Origin of the sequence: Wolinella succinogenes DSM 1740, from assembly GCF_000196135.1 — a bacterium.
Classification (GTDB): Bacteria; Campylobacterota; Campylobacteria; order Campylobacterales; family Helicobacteraceae; genus Wolinella; species Wolinella succinogenes.
The window spans coordinates 209209-226514 of the sequence record NC_005090.1; the positions used below are offsets into that span (position 1 = coordinate 209209).

Annotated in this window: 17 protein-coding genes; 10 read left to right on the forward strand and 7 right to left on the reverse strand. The window is 49.5% G+C overall.

The features are described from left to right. Positions 1 to 124: 124 nt before the first annotated feature. Genes WS_RS01050 through WS_RS01065 form a run of 4 tightly spaced genes read left to right on the forward strand, consistent with a single transcriptional unit; the run spans position 125 to position 3733 of the window. On the forward strand, positions 125 to 862 hold the full coding sequence (locus WS_RS01050; protein WP_232013730.1) for a hypothetical protein: 738 nt from the start codon (positions 125 to 127) through the stop codon (positions 860 to 862). A 21-nt stretch (positions 863 to 883) separates the two neighbouring features. Beyond that, positions 884 to 2500 (forward strand): hybrid sensor histidine kinase/response regulator, encoded by a 1617-nt coding sequence (locus WS_RS01055; protein ID WP_011138170.1) that lies wholly within the window; start codon positions 884 to 886, stop codon positions 2498 to 2500. Continuing rightward, entirely contained in the window at positions 2452 to 3180 is a 729-nt protein-coding gene (locus WS_RS01060; RefSeq protein WP_041571675.1) for a response regulator, read from the forward strand. Before WS_RS01055 ends, WS_RS01060 begins: the two co-directional genes overlap by 49 nt. Then, positions 3170 to 3733 (forward strand): response regulator, encoded by a 564-nt coding sequence (locus WS_RS01065; RefSeq protein ID WP_011138172.1) that lies wholly within the window; start codon positions 3170 to 3172, stop codon positions 3731 to 3733. Before WS_RS01060 ends, WS_RS01065 begins: the two co-directional genes overlap by 11 nt. Here the strand turns inward: WS_RS01065 and WS_RS01070 are convergent. From WS_RS01070 to WS_RS01090, 5 genes are read right to left on the reverse strand one after another with little or no spacing between them, the layout of a single operon-like run. Next, positions 3730 to 4116, reverse strand: a complete 387-nt coding sequence (locus WS_RS01070; protein WP_011138173.1) for a NifB/NifX family molybdenum-iron cluster-binding protein — start codon at positions 4114 to 4116, stop codon at positions 3730 to 3732. The genes WS_RS01065 and WS_RS01070 overlap by 4 nt on opposite strands. A 16-nt stretch (positions 4117 to 4132) precedes the next feature. Next, entirely contained in the window at positions 4133 to 5125 is a 993-nt protein-coding gene (locus tag WS_RS01075; RefSeq protein WP_011138174.1) for a hypothetical protein, read from the reverse strand. Further along, the gene (gene metG / locus WS_RS01080) at positions 5125 to 7074 is read right to left on the reverse strand and encodes a methionine--tRNA ligase (protein WP_011138175.1); all 1950 of its coding nucleotides are present in this window, start codon (positions 7072 to 7074) and stop codon (positions 5125 to 5127) included. The genes WS_RS01075 and metG overlap by 1 nt, the downstream gene beginning before the upstream one ends. A 27-nt stretch (positions 7075 to 7101) precedes the next feature. Then, a complete protein-coding gene (locus WS_RS01085) occupies positions 7102 to 7311 on the reverse strand; it encodes a hypothetical protein (RefSeq protein ID WP_041571676.1) in 210 nt (69 codons plus the stop codon). Next, complete coding sequence (locus WS_RS01090) at positions 7283 to 8125, reverse strand: class 1 fructose-bisphosphatase (RefSeq protein WP_011138176.1); 843 nt, start codon at positions 8123 to 8125, stop codon at positions 7283 to 7285. Before WS_RS01090 ends, WS_RS01085 begins: the two co-directional genes overlap by 29 nt. Before the next feature lie 175 nt (positions 8126 to 8300). Between WS_RS01090 and rpe the strand changes: the two genes are divergently transcribed. Genes rpe through WS_RS01105 form a run of 3 tightly spaced genes read left to right on the forward strand, consistent with a single transcriptional unit; the run spans position 8301 to position 10295 of the window. Continuing rightward, positions 8301 to 8942, forward strand: a complete 642-nt coding sequence (gene rpe / locus WS_RS01095) for a ribulose-phosphate 3-epimerase (RefSeq protein ID WP_011138177.1) — start codon at positions 8301 to 8303, stop codon at positions 8940 to 8942. After that, positions 8939 to 9526: a phosphoribosylanthranilate isomerase gene (locus WS_RS01100; protein ID WP_011138178.1), complete on the forward strand. Its 588-nt coding sequence runs from the start codon at positions 8939 to 8941 to the stop codon at positions 9524 to 9526. The genes rpe and WS_RS01100 overlap by 4 nt, the downstream gene beginning before the upstream one ends. Next, positions 9510 to 10295, forward strand: coding sequence for a 3'-5' exonuclease (locus WS_RS01105; RefSeq protein ID WP_049770611.1), 786 nt, complete (start codon positions 9510 to 9512; stop codon positions 10293 to 10295). The genes WS_RS01100 and WS_RS01105 overlap by 17 nt, the downstream gene beginning before the upstream one ends. On the opposite strand, the gene prmC is transcribed toward WS_RS01105, so the two are convergent. Further along, positions 10252 to 11103: a peptide chain release factor N(5)-glutamine methyltransferase gene (prmC, locus tag WS_RS01110; protein WP_011138180.1), complete on the reverse strand. Its 852-nt coding sequence runs from the start codon at positions 11101 to 11103 to the stop codon at positions 10252 to 10254. The two genes, WS_RS01105 and prmC, sit on opposite strands and share 44 nt — an antisense overlap. Next, the gene (locus WS_RS01115) at positions 11093 to 12298 is read right to left on the reverse strand and encodes a M48 family metallopeptidase (RefSeq protein WP_041571960.1); all 1206 of its coding nucleotides are present in this window, start codon (positions 12296 to 12298) and stop codon (positions 11093 to 11095) included. Before WS_RS01115 ends, prmC begins: the two co-directional genes overlap by 11 nt. A gap of 207 nt (positions 12299 to 12505) precedes the next feature. On the opposite strand from WS_RS01115, the gene WS_RS01120 reads away from it, so the two are divergent. The 3 genes from WS_RS01120 to WS_RS01130 all read left to right on the forward strand — a co-directional run bounded on the left by WS_RS01120 (position 12506) and on the right by WS_RS01130 (position 17294). Next, positions 12506 to 14164, forward strand: coding sequence for a CTP synthase (locus WS_RS01120; protein WP_011138182.1), 1659 nt, complete (start codon positions 12506 to 12508; stop codon positions 14162 to 14164). Beyond that, positions 14148 to 15752, forward strand: a complete 1605-nt coding sequence (recJ, locus tag WS_RS01125; protein ID WP_011138183.1) for a single-stranded-DNA-specific exonuclease RecJ — start codon at positions 14148 to 14150, stop codon at positions 15750 to 15752. Before WS_RS01120 ends, recJ begins: the two co-directional genes overlap by 17 nt. Positions 15753 to 15872: 120 nt before the next feature. Continuing rightward, entirely contained in the window at positions 15873 to 17294 is a 1422-nt protein-coding gene (locus WS_RS01130; RefSeq protein ID WP_011138184.1) for an NAD(P)/FAD-dependent oxidoreductase, read from the forward strand. Positions 17295 to 17306 lie beyond the last annotated feature (12 nt).

Sequence of the window (17306 nt, forward strand, 5' to 3'; positions counted from 1 at the left end):
AAAAGCCTTTGCAAAAGTGACATTTGAGGAGGATTCTAACCAAGCTGTCGTTAAAAAGAGTTTTGAGGAATTCATGGTATGCTAATGGTTCAAAACCGCATCAAGGAAAGAGTGATTGGGAAGAGTGAGAATAGGCACGGCGCTGGTCTTTTGGTTTTTTTCCGTGTCGATTTGGGCGCTTCCGCAGGGCTTTGAGTCTAATCGTTGCGTGAATGAACCGCAATATTTTTCGCCCAAGCAAAAGGCGGTCTTACTCAAGGCTTATGAGTATGGCGCTCCCCATGATCTAGGATACACGCTTGCAGCGATTGCATGGAAAGAGTCCTGTGCGGGCGAATATCGGATGAACTTCCAAGACCCAAGCGCAGGAATCTATCACGCCCACCTCCCTGGCCTCATCAAAAAATACCCCTCGCTCAAACAGAACGGTTTCACCCAAAATGTTTTGGGCGCACTTTTGGTCAAGGATGATGCCTTTGCCGCTAGAGAGGCGATTAGCGAACTCAAATATTGGGAGAAGGTCCATCAGGGCAATTGGGAGAGGATGATCAAGTCCTACAATAAGGGCTTTAGCTGGCAAAAAGATTCTCAATCCAATCGCTTGGCAGAGGACTACTACCAAGATGTCAAAGAGAAGGTCAAGCGACTCCAAGCCTTTCTTCCTCGTCTCAAACTAGATAAATACACCTCTTTAGAGAGCTCCAATCGAGTCTCTCTCCCAATTTATGAGAAGCGTAGACTCACCCCTATTGCAACCCCAAACCAAGTCCCCTCCAAAGAGCCTCCCGCTTACGGCACCACGAGGGTTGTGGTGAAGAGTCGAGGCAAGGCGGGAGAGTTTGATCTTTTGCCCGACCAATAAACCAAGCGCAAGGAGGCGATCATGGAAACATCCAAGAGGCTAAGAATCCTCTATGTTGAGGATGACGCACTCATCCGCGAGGCGACGCTTCCTGTGTTGGAGCGTTTTGCATTGGAGGTTTTTAGCGCTCAAAATGGCGAGGAGGCGCTCAAATTTTTTAGAGAGAAGCGCCCCAATATTATCATCACCGATATTCGAATGCCCGTGATGGATGGGCTAGCCATGGCGCGCCTTATCAAAACAGAGAGTCCCTACGTGCCCATTATTTTTGTGAGTGCTCACAATGATACCGATCAGCTGATGGAGGCAATTGACTTGGGCGCGGATGCCTTTTTGGTTAAGCCCTTTTCTCTGCAAAAATTGCGTGAGATCTTGAGGAAATTTGATCGTTACATCGCGGAGCAAGAAGAGACCAAAAGGAGTCAAAGGCTTCTTGAAGAGTATAAAAAAGCGGTGGATGCGAGCGCTATTTTGAGTATTTCGGATCTATCGGGAAATATCATTTTTGCCAATGAGAAACTTTGTGAAATCACAGGCTACACTCGCGAAGAGCTCTTGGGGCACCCCCATTCGATGTTTCGCCACCCTGACACTCCTAAAGAGGTTTTTGAGAGGCTTTGGAGCACGATTTTAGAGGGCAAGATATGGAAAGGGATGCTTAAGAATCGTAAAAAGAACGGCGAACCCTACTATGTGGATGCGACTGTGGTTCCTCTCATGGATGAAAACAATCAGATCACTCAATTCTTGGGTTTGTGCTATGAGATCACCTCCCTTATTCGCGCTCAAAACGCTCTAAGGGTTGCGCTCAAGCGAGCGGAAGAGGCTGATAGGGTCAAGGGGGTCTTTTTGGCGAATATGAGTCATGAGATGAGAACCCCGCTCAATGGAATCATCGGCTTTGGGCGACTGCTTTTGGAGGAGAATCTAAACCAAGAGCAGAGGGAGTATGTAGAGATTATTGATAAAAGCGGCGAGCATTTATTGGGAATCATCAACGACATTTTGGATCTCTCCAAGATTGAGAGCGGCAAGTTTGAGCTCGAATCACTCCCCATGAAGCTCTCCGAAGAGCTTCGCGCAGTTGCTGATTTTTGCGAAGTGAAGGCCAGAGAGAAGGGGGTGAAACTTCTTTGTCTATTTAAGGAGATTGAGGGGTTGATCATCCAAGGGGATGTGATGCGTCTTAAGCAGGTCACTGCCAATTTGCTGGGTAATGCGATCAAATTCACCCCTGAAGGAGGAGAGGTACGTCTAGGGGTGGAGGTGCTAGAGGAGAGGGAAGAGGCAATCGCGCTTGATTTCTCCGTCAGCGATACAGGCATTGGAATCGCCCCTGAGTATTTGGAGAAGATATTCCGTCCTTTTGAACAGGCGGAGAGCTCAACAGCGCGTAATTATGGAGGCACAGGTCTGGGACTCTCTATCTCCCAAGAGCTAGTGAGGCTTATGGGAGGCGAAATGCGTTGCCAAAGCGAGGAGGGAAAAGGGAGCCGATTCTCTTTCACGCTCACCCTTCCAAAAGCCAAAGGGCTGACTCAAGCGGAGCGGGAGATTCCAAAGGAGGCCTTTTTAATGGCAAGGTGCTGGTGGCGGAGGACAATCTTACCAATCAAAAGCTTGTTCGCATCCTTTTAGAGAAGCTGGGACTTTTAGTCGTGATGGCGGATGATGGAGTGATGGCGCTGGAGCACTATGCTAAAGAGAGCTTTGATTTGGTCTTTTTGGACATTCAGATGCCCCTCATGGATGGATGGGAGACCAAGCGTCGCCTTAGGGAGGTGCAGGAGAGCCAGAAACGGCGTGTTCCCTTGGTGGTATTAAGTGCAAATGCCATGAGCAGTGATCGAGCCAAGTATGTCGAGGAGGGTTTTGATGCTTGCCTCACCAAGCCACTCATTAAAGAGGAGCTGATTGAGGTGTTGATGCGCTACCTCCCCCTTCAATCCTCCTCCTTGGCTCTAGCTCTTGATTTGGCAGAGAGCTCTTCTAAAGGAAATCCTAGACGCCAAAAGATGGCGGATCGACTAGGGCTTGATGAGGAGAGTTTTTTGGAGTTGGAGAGGGAGTTTGTCGGCTATGCTAGTCATGATGTGGAGACGCTCCTTCTAGAGATTGAGGGAGGAGGCAAGGCGAGCTTTGAGCGAGCTCATGCAATTAAGGGGGCGGCACTCAATCTAGGTTTTGATTCACTGGCTGAGATTCTAGGGGAGATTGAGCAGCTTGCACGCGAGGGAGCATCTGTGGGGGTCGCGGTGAAGAAGATTTTACAAGAAGCATGGAAACAAACCAAAGAGGAGGTGGAAGGTGATAGTTAAGGCGCTAATCGCAGATGACAGTCCCATCATGAGGAAAATTGTGCGGGCAAACCTTGAAAAAGCCAATGTCAAACTCATCAAAGAATCTAAAAATGGTGAAGAGACGATGGCAACCCTCAAACAGGGAGAGGTCAATCTGCTCTTCTTAGACCTTAATATGCCTGAGCCCAATGGCTGGGAGATTCTTGATAAGCTGCACAAAGGAGGGAAGACCTCTGAGCTCTCCGTGATTATTATCTCTAATGAGATGGGCGAGGGCTCCAAAGAGAATCTTCAAAAGATGGGAGTGGTCGGCTTTATTCCCAAGCCTTTCAATATCCAAGCTTTTCAGGAGGTGGCGGTTCCTATTGTGGAATCGATCTACAACGAGGAGAAGAAAGAGCGCTTCTTTGATGCTCAAAGAGAGGAGGAGCTCATCACGCTTTTTGCCAATGAGACACCGCTTTGCTCTATAGAGGGAGGGTATCTCTTCTTTGAGTTCAAAGAGAGCGTGGTGAAGATTGAGAAAAAAGAGCTCGCCAAAATGGCAATTCTAGAGAAGAAGATTCTCTAGAGTGCAAATGGCAGAGCGCCAGAGGCATGGGTGACCTCGGCGGGAATCTTTTTGATTGCGATTCCGTTCTCTTGCATGACCAAGGCAGTGTTTTTGCAGGCACGCTTCACTAGAAGCACCGAACAATCTTGGATGAGGTGAGCGAGCACATCATGTTCTTTTTTGTGCGCCTCTTTCTCCTCGCAACTCTCGCTATCATCATGAGAGTGGGAGCAGCCCATCTCCGCTTCTAGATTGACTCTAGGATTCTCGCGCATCTCGATAAGATCAAACTTCTTGAACATTCCCGATCCTTTGGCCTCGAAAATGCCAAAAAAGGGAGTGTGTCCTGCGTTGGTGAAAATCTCTTGGGCTTCGTTTTTTAGAGGGATAGCAATTTTCATGGGTAAACTCCTTGGATTAAAAAAGTGACGCCTCTTCGCGATCCTCTTTGAGCCTCTCTTGCAAGAAGGCGAGATTGACCCCAAGGATGAGTGCGAAGTGGTACTCCTCGTTTTGGATGAGAGAGAGTAGCTCCTCTTTGCTTTGATAGCTCTTGGAGAAGTCAATATTTTCAAAAATCTCTAGGTAGGGCTTAGGGATAAGAAAGAGAATCTTGGCCCACTTGGCGTTGAGTTTAAGATAGGCGACATAGCGTTCAAATGCCTCTAAATCAGGCTCGGCGATCACCACTTTGTTGCTTTGACCATGCTTGGTGATTTTGCCCCTTGTGTTTAAAAAGCAGGGATGAAGAGTGTCGATGGCCTCCATTTTGGCGAGCGAAAAGGGGAGGGTGTGTGTTTTGAAAAAATGGACCACATTGGCAAGAGGCTTCAAAAAGAGTCGAGGCAAAGGAAGCGTGTGGTGGTGTCCTTCAAAAAATATTTTGCTATCAAAAAGAGTGTAAGAGGTGACTTCAAAAGGCTCTTCAAGGGGGGGCGTGGAGCGAAGAATCGTGGGGGCGATGCGCTCAAAAGGCTTTTCGTGAAAGAAAAGCCACTCATAACTCTCTTTGAGAGCGGTTTCAAGAAGGTTGATCGGCTCTCCTTCAAAAAAGAGCGAAGATTTGAGCTCTAAAAGCTTTTGGGCAATCTTCCACTCCAAAGAGGGCAGGAGCGCCACTTGGCTTCCCTTGGAGGTGAGAGTATAGCGAATGAGACGAATCGCGGCTTCTTGAATCGAATCGACCCTGATCCATGCAATCTCATGGTCGTGCATTTTGATCTGTCCGCTAAAGACGATTCCATAAGCTCCCTTGTGGATTGCCTCATCGATGAGGGTGTTGTGGCGGGCCAAAAAGAGATCGCCTCGCTTGAGGGTCTCTAGACGGGTGGAGAGGCTGTGAAATGAGGAGATCGAAGGAGTGTTGAGTAGCTCTCCTTGGACGATTTCTAGCACCTCCGCAACGCGCATTAGCTCACCTTGCTTCCGCTCTTTCGGCGCTTCTCGGGTCGAAGGAGGCAGAGCCCCTCCTCATCTTTGGCGGCGAGTAACATCCCTTGGCTCATTAATCCCATCAATTTGGCGGGTTTGAGGTTGCAAACCACGCAAGCTTGAGTGCCAATGAGTGATTCAGGGGTGTAGAAGGCTCTGATTCCTGCGACAATCTGACGAGGCTCTGATTCGCCTACATCCACGGAGAGTTTAAGGAGTCGATCGCTCTTCTCGACCGCCTCAGCGCTTAAAATCGTGCCAATTTTGAGCTCCACTTTGAAAAACTCCTCGATAGAGATGCAGTTCTCAGCCAACCCTTGAGGTGTGGCGACTTTCTCCTCTTTGGCGAGCGGGGCGCTTGAGGTGGCTTGGGTGATCATGGTGTCGCTCTTCATGAGAGGCTCTTCGATCTTGGGAAAGAGGGGCGGGGTAGGAGTGAAGGTGAACTCTTCCAAAAGCGCTTTTTGGATGATGAGCCGCTCATAGCTGGCTGTGGATATCTCTAGATTCAGGGCTTGAGCGATTTTAGCGGCGCTCTTTGGCATGATGGGGGAGAGCATGAGGGTGGCTTTGGCGAGAAGATTGGCGATGAGTGCCACTAGCGCCATGGCTTGGGATTCTTTGCCCTCCTTCATCAGCTTCCATGGCTCATGCATGGCAATGGCGGTGTTGGCGATGGTGAAGATTTTCCAAAGCTCTTCGAGATAGCGATGGGGTTGCATCTCTTGGATGTAGCCATGAAGCGAATCGAGAATCAGTTCGGCCTCTTGCAGCTCTTTGGCGTGAAAAGTGGTGACCTCTTTGGAGGTGATTTGATAGTCAAAATATTTGCCGCTCATTCCGCCTAGACGGTTGAGAAGATTCCCTAAATCGTTGCTCAAATCAGAGTTGAGACGATCGATGAGGGCTTTTTGGCTGAAGTCACCATCTTGCCCAAAGGGGACTTCGCGAAGCATGAAGTAGCGGAAGGGCTCCACCCCATAGGCGTCTGCCACCTCTTGAGGATTGATCACATTGCCCACGCTTTTGCTCATCTTGGCTCCATTGCGCGTCCACCATCCATGCGCTGCAACATGCTTGGGAAGAGGAAGATCAAGGCTCATTAAGAAGGCAGGCCAATAGATTGCATGGAATCGCAAGATATCCTTCCCCACCAAATGCACTCTCGCAGGCCAAAAATCCATCCGTTTCTCATCATCTCCATAGCCAAGGGCGGTGACATAGTTGAGCAGGGCATCGAGCCATACATACATGACATGCTTGGGAGCATTCATTTCCTGGGGGAGCTTCACCCCCCAATCAAAGCTAGTGCGTGTGATGGAGAGGTCATCCAACCCTGATTCGACAAAGCGCATTACCTCGTTTTTTTTAGGCTTGGGGAGGATGCAGTCAGGATTCTCTTTATACCATGCGAGGAGCTTTTCTTGATATCTAGAGAGAGCAAAGAAGTAGCTCTCCTCTTTCACCAAGCTCGTCTCTTTGCCGCACTCAGGACAGTAGAGGTCATCTACAAGTTGGCGCTTGGTGAAGAAGGTCTCACAGCTCACGCAGTAGTGCCCCTCGTATTCGCCTTTGTAAATATCGCCCTTCTCAAACATCTTCAAAAAGGCCTTCTGTACGCCCTGTTTGTGTTTAGCATCGGTGGTGCGGATGAAGTGGTCGTAGCTAATCTCAAAGCGATCCCAAAGGGACTTGAAGGCGCCACTGATCTCATCGGCGTAGGCTTGAGGAGTTTTACCCTTTTTTTGGGCGCTCTGTTCGATCTTTTGGCCATGCTCGTCGGTGCCCGTGAGAAAGAAGGTCTCATGCCCAATGAGTCTGTAGTAGTGAGCCAAAGAATCGCCAATCATTGTGGTGTAGGCGTGTCCGATATGGGGAATGTCATTGACATAGTAGATGGGGGTGGTGATAAAGCTCTTGGGGTTCATCGTCTCTCAATCCTTAAAAAATGTTCATTAAAATTCAAAGTCTCCCCCTTCTCCCTTGCTCATGCTTTCATAGACTGCCTTGACATAGCTTTGTCGCGTGGGGCATCCCAAAACGCTAGGGCAGGAGAGGCACGAGGAGAGCGAGTGGGATTCTTGGCACTGGCGCAAATTCTCTTTTTGCTCCCTGAGTCGCTCGATGAAGCGGTCGTTAGAGTTCTTGGTAGACGCTTCGGACACGCTCTATCTCATGAATGCTTCCAAAGAAGCAAGGAGTGGTATCATGCAAATGGGAATGTTCAAGCTCTAAGAGCCGCTTTTTACCATCAATCGCCGCTCCGCCTGCTTTTTCAAAGATGAAGGCAAAAGGGAGTGCTTCAAAGAGCATTCGGAGCTTGCCCTTGGGATTGTCGCTCGCGCCTGGGTAGCTAAAGAGTCCGCCCCCTTTGATGAGGATATTGTGCAAGTCGGGCACCATACCGCCAGAGTAGCGGAGGCGATACCCCTCGGCAAAGAGTGAATCGATGAACTCCTTGTGCTTGGGGTGCCAGCAGGCTTGGGTCGCACCCGGGGCGTTTATTTTGCCCTTTTCTTGGAGGGCGAGGGTTTTTCGATGCTCAAAGCGTCCAAACTGGAAGGTGTAGAGCTCCACTTTTTCATGAGCGATCACGAGCTCAATTCCTGGACCATAGACAATGTAGGCAGAGGCGATGAGGTTTTTGGCGCCAAACTCTCCCTCATAGATCCCAAAGATAGTCCCCACGCTCATGTTGACCTCCACAAGCGAAGAGCCATCCAGAGGGTCGTAGGCGATCATGTAGCGACCTTCAGGATTGAGGATGAGGCAACCCTCCTTCTCCTCGCTGCAAAGCCCTTTGATAGAGGGAATCTTGGCGAACTCCTGCTCAATGATCATGTCGGCTTTAAGGTCGGCTTTGAGCTGCTGGTCGCCCGTGGCGTTTTTGGTCTCAAAATATTCGCCCGCGCTCTCCCCGATAACCCCTTGGATATAGGGGGCGCACTCTTTGATTTTTTCAAAAATAGCTTCTAACATGACAGAATGACCTTTGGGGGTTTCTTTTTTGAATCTCTCTTGAATAGAATTTTACTAGAATCGAATAAATAGTGGATAAAAATCATCATAGACCTAAGCTTTTTTTGTTAGAATCGCCCTCTACACTAGACTTGACTCTCTTAGCGGGGTGGCGAGTAGAAGGGAAACTCTATTCATGCTGGTAGCTCCAAGCATTCTCTCAGCCGATTTTGGAAAGCTCTCCTTGGAGGTGGGCTCGATTTGTGAGGCGGGGTGTGATTATGTCCATGTCGATGTCATGGATGGACATTTTGTCCCCAATCTCACCATGGGTCCTCTAGTCGTCCAAGCGGTCAAAAAGGCGGCCACCAAGCCTTTGGATATTCACCTTATGGTGCAAAATAACCCCTTTTTCGTGGATCTGTTCGCCCCTTTGGAGCCTGAATTCCTCTCCTTTCATATCGAGGAGGAGAAGCATCTCCATCGACTCATTCAGCAGACGAGAAAGCATGGGATTCGTCCTGCGGTGGCGCTCAATCCTCATACTGACGAATCCCTCCTTGAGTATATTCTCTCTGATATTGACATGGTGCTCGTCATGAGTGTCAATCCAGGTTTTGGCGGGCAGAAGTTTATCCCTAGTGCACTAGAGAAGATTAGGCGACTCAAAGAGAGAATCGAGCGCCGCAACCCCTCCTGTCTCATTGAAGTGGACGGGGGAGTGAGTGACCAAAATATCCACGCCCTCAAAGAGGCGGGGGTGGATATGGTCGTGGCGGGAAGCTACCTCTTTGGTTCTCCAGATTATCGCGCCGCTATCGCCTCGCTTCGCGTATGAAAATCAAGATTTGCGGCATCACTCATCTAGAGGATGCCCTCAAGGCCGTAGAGCTTGGGGCTGATGCGCTGGGGTTTGTCTTCTATCCACCCTCTCCTCGCTACATCAAGCCGCATTTAGCCAAAGAGATCATCTCTGATCTGCCCCCCTTGGTGCACAAAGTCGGGGTGTTTGCTGGATGCCTGCCTCAAGAGGTGGAGGGGGTGTTTCAAGAGGCAGGTTTGAGTCTAGCCCAGCTTCATGATGAGGCGCTGTGGGGGCATGAGTATGCGATTCCCACCTTGAAGGCCTTCCGAATCGCCTCTAAAGAGGAGCTTTTGCGCGTGCAAAAAGAGGGGTATTGCCTTGTCGATTCTTTTGTGGAATCCTTTGGCGGAGAGGGGAAGCGGCTGGAGCTGTCGTGGTTTGAGGGAGTGGATTGCTCCAAGATGATTCTAGCAGGAGGACTTCGTAGTGAAAATTTAGAGGAGATTCGATCTCTAGGTTTTTATGGAGTCGATGTGAGCAGTGGCGTGGAGGGTGCGCCAGGAAAAAAAGATTTTGCCAAGATGGAGCGCTTCATTCGCCATGTCCAATCGTTATAACAACCTCTTAGAGAAGCTTCGTTACGCCCCTATGCCCAAAGAGGAGTTCCTCCGCTCCATCTGCGCGGTCGCGGGGCTCTATTCAGATGCGGATAGTGAGTATGAGATTCTCAAAGGCTCGGGTCTGCCCCTAGAGGAAGAGGGAGAGATGGTCTATTTTTCGACCACACGCACCCCCTACAAAGAGCAGCGATTCTGCATCGTGGATGTAGAGACCAATGGTTCTCTGCCGGCCAAAGATCAGATCATTGAGATTGGAGCCATTCTCTATCAAGGGGGCAAAATCATTGACTCCTTTGAGAGTTATGTCTTTTGCAAAGAGGTGCCCGAATATATCACCAAGATCACAGGAATCACTAGTGAAGAGCTCAAAGATGCCCCCTCAATGAAAGAGGTGCTCACGAGATTCAGACTCTTTTTGGGGGATGCGGTCTTTGTGGCGCACAACGCCCTTTTTGATTATGGATTCTTGGGAGCGATGATGAAGCGCTCAGGAATGGATCGTCTCCATAATCGTAAGCTCTGCACTATCGATTTGGCGCGAAAGACGATTCCTGCGGATCGCTATGGACTCTCTTTCTTGAATGAGTTTTTGGAGATCCACACCGAAGTCTCCCACCGAGCCTACGCCGATGCGCTCACCGCTCTGCGCGTTTTTGAAGAATCGCTCCGCCGCGTGCCTAGTGAAATTATCACCACCGAGGAGCTCATCTCCTTCTCCTCTCCTAAGGGCGCAAAGAATCCAAAGAAGAGTCGAATCTCACGATAAAGCCTCGATCTAATCCCGCCAGGTCTTGATAGAAACGGAGCTCTTGGTGGGGGATTCTCTCCATGAAGCGCTCTATCGCCCCTCTTTGGTCATACCCCATCTCAGCGATCATATAGGGAATCGAGCGCTTTTGCGCCTCTTTGATCAACTCCTCTAAGAGCTCACTCCCTCTTTCTCCGCCAAAAAGCGCTTCGCTAGGTTCAAAGTTCAAGGGTTTGGGCAGGGGAGTGTTTTGGGCGATATAGGGGGGGTTAGAGAGGAGCAGGTCAAACTCTCCTTCAAGAGGCTCCAGTAGAGAACCCAGATGAAGCGTGATTCGACTCTCTGCTCCCATTCGTTTGAGATTCTCCCTTGCCACTTCCAGCGCCCTAGGAGAGATGTCGCTCGCTTCAAAGGTGAGATGAGGATGCAAGAGGGCAAGAGTGGAGGAGATGATTCCGCTTCCAATGCCCACTTCAGCCACCCTGCAAATAGGATGAGAAGCAATTAGTGAAGAAGCCCAATCAATAAGAATCTCTGTCTCAGGTCTAGGGATGAGCACCCCAGAAGCCACATAAAAATCCCTAGAGTAGAAGCTCGCTCTCTCTAGAATGTATTCAATAGGCTCCCCTTGGAGGCGCCGCTTTAGAAGCGATTGATAGTTTTGCGATTCCTCATCACTCAAAAGCGTCTCATCGTGGGCATGAAGCCATGACCGCTCTTTTTTCAAGAGCTCTTGAAGTAAAATCTCCGCCTCTAGCCTTGGGCGCTCAATAAAAGGGAGTGCAAGTTGATCTCTAGCAGACGCTAGTGCCTCTTTAATGGTCATGAAAATAGCCTAACGCCTCTAGTCTCTGAAGCAGAGGTGGATGGGTGTAGTAAAAAAAGATAAAGGCGGGGTGAGAGTAAGGAAAGGAGCGATTCTCATTCACCAAAGCCACCAGTGCGCTAGAGAGAGCTTTGGCATCCTCCATCTCTGCGCCAAAACGATCCGCTTCATATTCGTTGTGGCGGCTTAGGATCCCAAAAAGGGGCATAAGCCAAAAAGAGAGCGGAGAGGCCACAAGAAGCAACAGGGCTAGCGTGGCGTGGGCTGAGGCCTCTATTGAGGCGGCTTCAAACAAGGAGGAGGGGAGGTGTCCTGCCACATAGAAGAGGAGAAGGAGCAAAAAAGCGCTGAAGGCGAGATTTTTGTAAAGGTCACCATGGCGAAAGTGACCTAACTCATGCCCTAGAATCGCTAAAAGTTCCCGCTCTCCCACCTTTTGGAGGAGCGTGTCAAAGAGCACGACTCGTTTGCTTTTGCCCAAGCCTCCAAAATAGGCATTGAGTCTTCCGTCCCTTCGACTGGCATCCATCACAAAAACCCCTTGACTCTTAAAGCCCGCCTTGTGGAGAAGCTCATCGATTCTCTCTTGGAGCGAGGCGTCCTCTAGGGGGGTGAAGCGGTTGAATAGAGGAGCGATGAGGGTGGGATAAAAGAGATTGGCTAACAACAAAATCCCCATCACTAAGCCCCAGCCATAGAGCCACCAGTCCTCTAGATTCTTTAATATCCAAAGGAGAGCAAGGAGAATGGGTGAGCCAAGGAGCAGCCAAAGCGCCAAACTTTTGAGCTGATCAAGAATAAAGAGCTTTGCATCCCCTTTGGCAAATCCAAAGCGGCGATCAAGGATGAGCTTTTTGTAGGCCTCCAAGGGAAGCAAGAAGAGTGAGCCTAGAATCACAAAACCAAGGACAAAAAGGAGTGAGCCAAGCCATGAGGGCTCCGTTTCGCCTAGATTCTGCTCTAGCCAAAAAAGCCCTCCATAGAGCCAAATCCCAAATAGAGCTCCTTCTAGGAGGGTTTCAACCATCGCTAGTCCCTCTTTGCTCTTGGCATAGGCGGCCGCCTCTTTGTACCCCTTCTCCTCTAATATGATGGGAGTGGCGCGACTAAAGCGCTCAATATGGCGAATCTGAAGCCACGAAAGGAGAAGCTTGGGGAGGGTGTAAAAGAGCCAAAAGGCCAAGGTGAATATCATCAAAACCTCACTGGATAGGCATTCAAACCTTTGAAATGCCAAGAATTGTCCTAGGAGAGAACTATACCCACAAGGGGGTTATACTCCTCTTTAAAGATTGTTGGGATAAAATGCTGTTCTACTATTGCACGACACAACGTTTTCGTTCTTCCCTAAAAATTCAGTGGCGCACGATCACAAAATAACAATATTGTAAGGTTTATCATCATGTCAGAATCCAAGAAAAATCCGGAAACGAAGTATATATTTGTCACGGGCGGGGTCTTGAGCTCTCTTGGCAAGGGTATCACCTCCTCTTCGGTGGCTACACTCCTTAAGCACTCTGGATTCAATGTCGGAATCTTGAAGATCGATCCCTATATTAACGTCGATCCTGGGACGATGAGTCCTTTTGAGCACGGAGAGGTTTTCGTCACTTACGATGGCGCTGAGACTGACCTTGATATTGGCCATTATGAGCGATTCTTGAACACCAACTTCTCTTCTAAGCATAACTTCACCACGGGTCAGGTCTATCTTTCGGTCATTGAGAGAGAGCGTCGCGGAGGCTATCTTGGTAAGACGATTCAGGTGATTCCCCATATCGTGGATGAGATCAAGCATCGCGTGAGATTGGCAGGAGAAGGCAAAGAGTTTTTGGTGGTGGAGCTTGGGGGCACCGTGGGGGATATCGAGGGACTTCCCTTTTTGGAGGCAATGCGTGAAATGAAGCATGAGCTTGGGCTAGAGCGTGTCATTAGTGTTCATGTGACGCTTATTCCGCTCATTAAGGCCGCGGGCGAGCTCAAGACCAAGCCTACCCAGCACTCCGTTCAAGAGCTGCGCCGTATCGGAATTACGCCTCAAATCATCATCGCGCGCTCAGAGAAGCCTCTGCCCAAAGAGCTCAAAAAGAAGCTCTCGCTTGGCTGCGATGTCGATTATGATTCAGTGATTGTGGCTGAAGATGCACCCACCATTTATCAAGTGCCACTCAACTTCATGAAAGAGGATATTCTCACTCCGATTGCCAGACGGTTTAATATGCCTAAGATCGAGCCTAAGATGGAAGAGTGGAATCGCCTCGTGAAGCAGATTCTTGCTCCCAAAGATGAAGTAACGATCGCTTTTGTGGGTAAATATTTGAGCCTCAAAGAGTCATACAAATCTTTGATTGAAGCGCTCACCCATGCAGGAGCCAATCTTGACACCAAGGTTAATATCAAATGGTGTGACAGTGAAGAGATTGAGAGCTCAGGGGTCGAGCCTCTGCGCTATGTGGATGGGATTCTCGTCCCCGGAGGATTTGGCGAGCGAGGGGTGAAGGGAAAAATGGAAGCGATTCGTTTTGCGAGGGAGAATAAAATCCCCTTCCTTGGAATCTGTCTAGGGATGCAGCTGGCGATGATCGAATTTGCCCGAAATGTTTTAGGAATTGCTGAGGCCAACTCCATGGAATTTGATCCTCAAACTCCTGAGCCTATCATCTATCTGATTGAGGATTTCATCGATCAGCAGGGCAACAAGCAGGTGCGTACCCACACTTCGCCTATGGGCGGCACTATGCGGCTTGGAGAGTATGAGTGTGGACTCAAAGAGGGCAGTCAGACCAAAGCCGCCTATCAAGGAGAATCCCTCATCAAAGAGCGACACCGCCACCGCTACGAGGCTAATCCCAAGTATCGAGAGCGAATCGAGCAGGCGGGCTTGATTGTGAGTGGAGAATCAGAGGGCTTGATTGAGGCGTTGGAGCTGGTGGATCACCCTTGGTTTATTGGAGTGCAATTCCACCCCGAATTCACCTCTAGGCTACAAAATCCCAACCCTGTGATTTTGACCTTTATTCAAAAGAGTCTGGAGTTGAAAAAAGTTGACCGGGATAGCTAAACCTCCCCTCCTTGGCAAGCGGGAGATTGAATCGATCCTCTCCCAGAGGTTTGCCAAGGATCGCTTCTGCCGTCTCAAAGACCTCCCCTCTCCTGAGAAGCTTCATGGAATCCCTCAAGCCTGCGATCTGATCATCGAGGCGATGCAGCAAAAGAGACGAATTGTGGTGATTGGCGATTATGATGTCGATGGAATCGTCTCCACGGCTATTATGGTTGATTTTTTCCATCGCCTCTCCTACCCCATCACCTCTGTTATTCCCAATCGATTTTGTGATGGTTATGGACTCTCTCCCGCGCTCATAGAGCGATTAGAGACGGATCTTATCATCACGGTGGATAATGGAATCATGGCCCATGAAGCGGCAAAAATCTGCCAAGAGAGGGGAATCTCTCTCATCATCACCGACCACCACACTCCCCCTTTAGAGCTTCCATGCGCGAAGGTGATTATTAACCCCAAGCTCTCTTGTTGCTCTTTTCCACAAAAGGAGATTTGCGGGGCAAGCGTGGCTTGGTATCTCTGCGCCGCGCTTAAGGGGAGGCTTGAGGCCAAGATTGATATGGGAGAGTTCCTTGATCTTTTGGCGCTGGCGATCATTGCCGATGTGATGCCTTTAGTGGAGGTCAATCGTCTTTTGGTGCGCCAAGGCCTCAAGGAGATGGCGCGATCGAATCGAGCCGCTTTTGTGGTGCTCAAAGAGAAGTTGCGCAAAAGCCATTTTAGTGGAGAGGATGTAGCCTTTTTGATTGCTCCTCTTCTCAATAGCGCAGGCAGGATGGAGGATGCGAGCCTCTCTTTAGAGTTTTTACTGAGCGATTCGATTCTAGAGGCTGGGGAGAAGTTTGATCGCCTCTGCGCGCTCAACTGCCTGCGCAAAGAGACCGAATCAAGACTCTTTGAAGAGGCACTGGGGCAGATTGACCTTTGTGGTGAGGCGCTTTTGGCCTATGGCGAGGATTGGCATGAAGGAGTCCTTGGAATCGTCGCCTCCAGACTCACAGATCGCTACAAGAAACCCGCCTTTATCTTGACGCAAAAAGAGGGAAGCCTCAAAGGAAGTGCTCGAAGTGTAGGAGAGCTTGATTTGGTGCGTCTTTTGCAGAAGAGCCATCATCTTCTTTTGCGCTATGGGGGGCACAAGGGTGCGGCGGGAATCCAGCTTCGACGAGAGAACTTCGAGAGCTTTAAGCAGGCGATTGAAGAGGAGCTTTCAAGACTCAAAGAGCGAATTGAGTGGAGATGTGAAGGGGAAGAGTGCTTGGGAGAGATTGCTCTTGAGAGCGTGGATGCGGAGCTCTTGGATATTTTGGAGCGATTTGAGCCCTATGGAGAGGGGAATCCTAAACCTCGATTCTTTTGCAAGGAGGCGAGGGTGTGTCGCTACAAAATCGTAGGGGCAGAGAAGAATCACACCTCCTTGGTGCTCAAGAATCCCTCTGGCAATGAGCGCAAGGCGATTGCTTTTCGTCAAGTCTATGAGTTCGCGCCCCTTGCTTCGATCTCTTGCCTTTTTTCTCTCTCTAGGGATATTTTCAGCGCCGAATCGATTCCTCAGCTCATCATTGAACGCCTCGAAATCCTTTAGCTTTTACACAAAGTAACAGAAAAACTTTACTTTTATTCCCTTTGCTTCACTTAAGTTATAAATAAAAATTAATATGATAATCTAATTTTAATTTTAAAAATTAATTAAGGAGATTATCCAATGTCCTCACTTGATAGGGAATGGCTAGAGGCTTTAGAGCAGATGGATGGGGAGCTCAAAAAGGCGGGGTTGAGCCGAAGGGATGCGCTCAAGGTTCTAGGGCTTGGAGGGGCGGCTCTCGCTCTCCCTGCGACCGCTCCCAGGGCGCACGCGGCGAGTAATGCTAAAGGGAAGATTGTCATTATTGGAGCAGGACTCGCAGGAATCACTGTGGCATCGCGTCTAAGCCACGCCCTTAGCAAGCCTGATATCACGATCATTGATGGGGGCGATAAGGTCGATTACCAACCTGGATACACATTGATTGCCTCGGGTGTTTATGGGCCCAATGATGTCACTTACGAGCGTGCAGGACTCATTCCTAGTGGTGCGAAGTGGATCAAAGAGTATGTCAAAGAGATTGATGCGGCAGGAAATAGCGTCACCACCACCTCAGGTCAAAAGATCACTTATGACTATCTCGTGGTTGCGACAGGTTTGGTGACTGATTATTCAATGGTTAAAGGTTTGAGCGAAAGCGACGTGGGTCGCAATGGAATCGCCTCTATCTATACGCTTCCCACCTGCCAAAAGGCCTTTGGCCAAATCAAGGAGTTTGTCAACCAGGGGGGTGTAGGGCTTTTCACCGACCCCCATACTCCTATTAAATGCGGAGGTGCTCCCAAAAAGATTCAGTTTCTCGTGGATGACTACGCCCGAAAAGAGGGGAAACATGACAAGATAAAGACGATCTTTCTGCCCAATGGGGGGACAATGTTTGGGGTCAAAGAGTACGCAGAGATGATTGAACGCCTCTACAAAGAGAAGGGGATGGAGTGGAAATTCAAGCACAATCTCGTGGCGATCGATCCCGCTTCCAAAAAGGCGACCTTTGAGTACACCTACACAGTCAAGGGAGAGTTTGATGAGGTGTTGGGAGAGCATGAGCTCATTACCCAAAAAGATAATGTGGTGATGGATTATGACTTTATCCATGTCACCCCTCCGATGAGAGCCCCCAAGATGGTTAAAGATTCGGAGCTCTCTTGGAAGAGGGGAAGTGCATCAGCTGGGGGCTGGATGGAGCTTGTGAAGGAGACCTTGCAACACCCTGTCTATAAAAATGTCTTTGGTCTTGGTGATGTGGCGGGAATCCCCATGGGTAAAACAGGGGGAAGCGTAAGGAAGCAAGCGCCTGTTTTGGTGGAGAATCTCATTAACGCGATGGAAGGCAAAGAGCCCACCGCTCAATATGGCGGCTACACCGTATGCCCTCTGATTGTCGATTATGGTCGTGTGGCGATGCTAGAATTTGACTGGAGCGCCACACCCAAGCCCTCCTTCCCTCTTGATCCTTCAGTGCCTAGGTGGGTTTATTGGGCGATGAAAGTCTATATGCTGAAACCTATGACCATGATTGGGATGCTTAAAGGCTACGCCTAAGATGAATAAAGG

Excerpts from the sequence above, each read along its gene's own strand:
- WS_RS01115 (WP_041571960.1), bottom strand. The coding sequence starts at position 12,298 with ATGATATTCACCTTGGCCTTTTGGCTCTTTTACACCCTCCCCAAGCTT.
- WS_RS01120 (WP_011138182.1), top strand. The coding sequence starts at position 12,506 with ATGTCAGAATCCAAGAAAAATCCGGAAACGAAGTATATATTTGTCACG.
- WS_RS01105 (WP_049770611.1), top strand. The coding sequence starts at position 9,510 with ATGTCCAATCGTTATAACAACCTCTTAGAGAAGCTTCGTTACGCCCCT.
- WS_RS01055 (WP_011138170.1), top strand. The coding sequence starts at position 884 with ATGGAAACATCCAAGAGGCTAAGAATCCTCTATGTTGAGGATGACGCA.
- WS_RS01130 (WP_011138184.1), top strand. The coding sequence starts at position 15,873 with ATGTCCTCACTTGATAGGGAATGGCTAGAGGCTTTAGAGCAGATGGAT.
- metG (WP_011138175.1), bottom strand. The coding sequence starts at position 7,074 with ATGAACCCCAAGAGCTTTATCACCACCCCCATCTACTATGTCAATGAC.
- WS_RS01075 (WP_011138174.1), bottom strand. The coding sequence starts at position 5,125 with ATGCGCGTTGCGGAGGTGCTAGAAATCGTCCAAGGAGAGCTACTCAAC.
- WS_RS01090 (WP_011138176.1), bottom strand. The coding sequence starts at position 8,125 with ATGTTAGAAGCTATTTTTGAAAAAATCAAAGAGTGCGCCCCCTATATC.
- WS_RS01070 (WP_011138173.1), bottom strand. The coding sequence starts at position 4,116 with ATGAAAATTGCTATCCCTCTAAAAAACGAAGCCCAAGAGATTTTCACC.
- prmC (WP_011138180.1), bottom strand. The coding sequence starts at position 11,103 with ATGACCATTAAAGAGGCACTAGCGTCTGCTAGAGATCAACTTGCACTC.
- rpe (WP_011138177.1), top strand. The coding sequence starts at position 8,301 with ATGCTGGTAGCTCCAAGCATTCTCTCAGCCGATTTTGGAAAGCTCTCC.
- WS_RS01100 (WP_011138178.1), top strand. The coding sequence starts at position 8,939 with ATGAAAATCAAGATTTGCGGCATCACTCATCTAGAGGATGCCCTCAAG.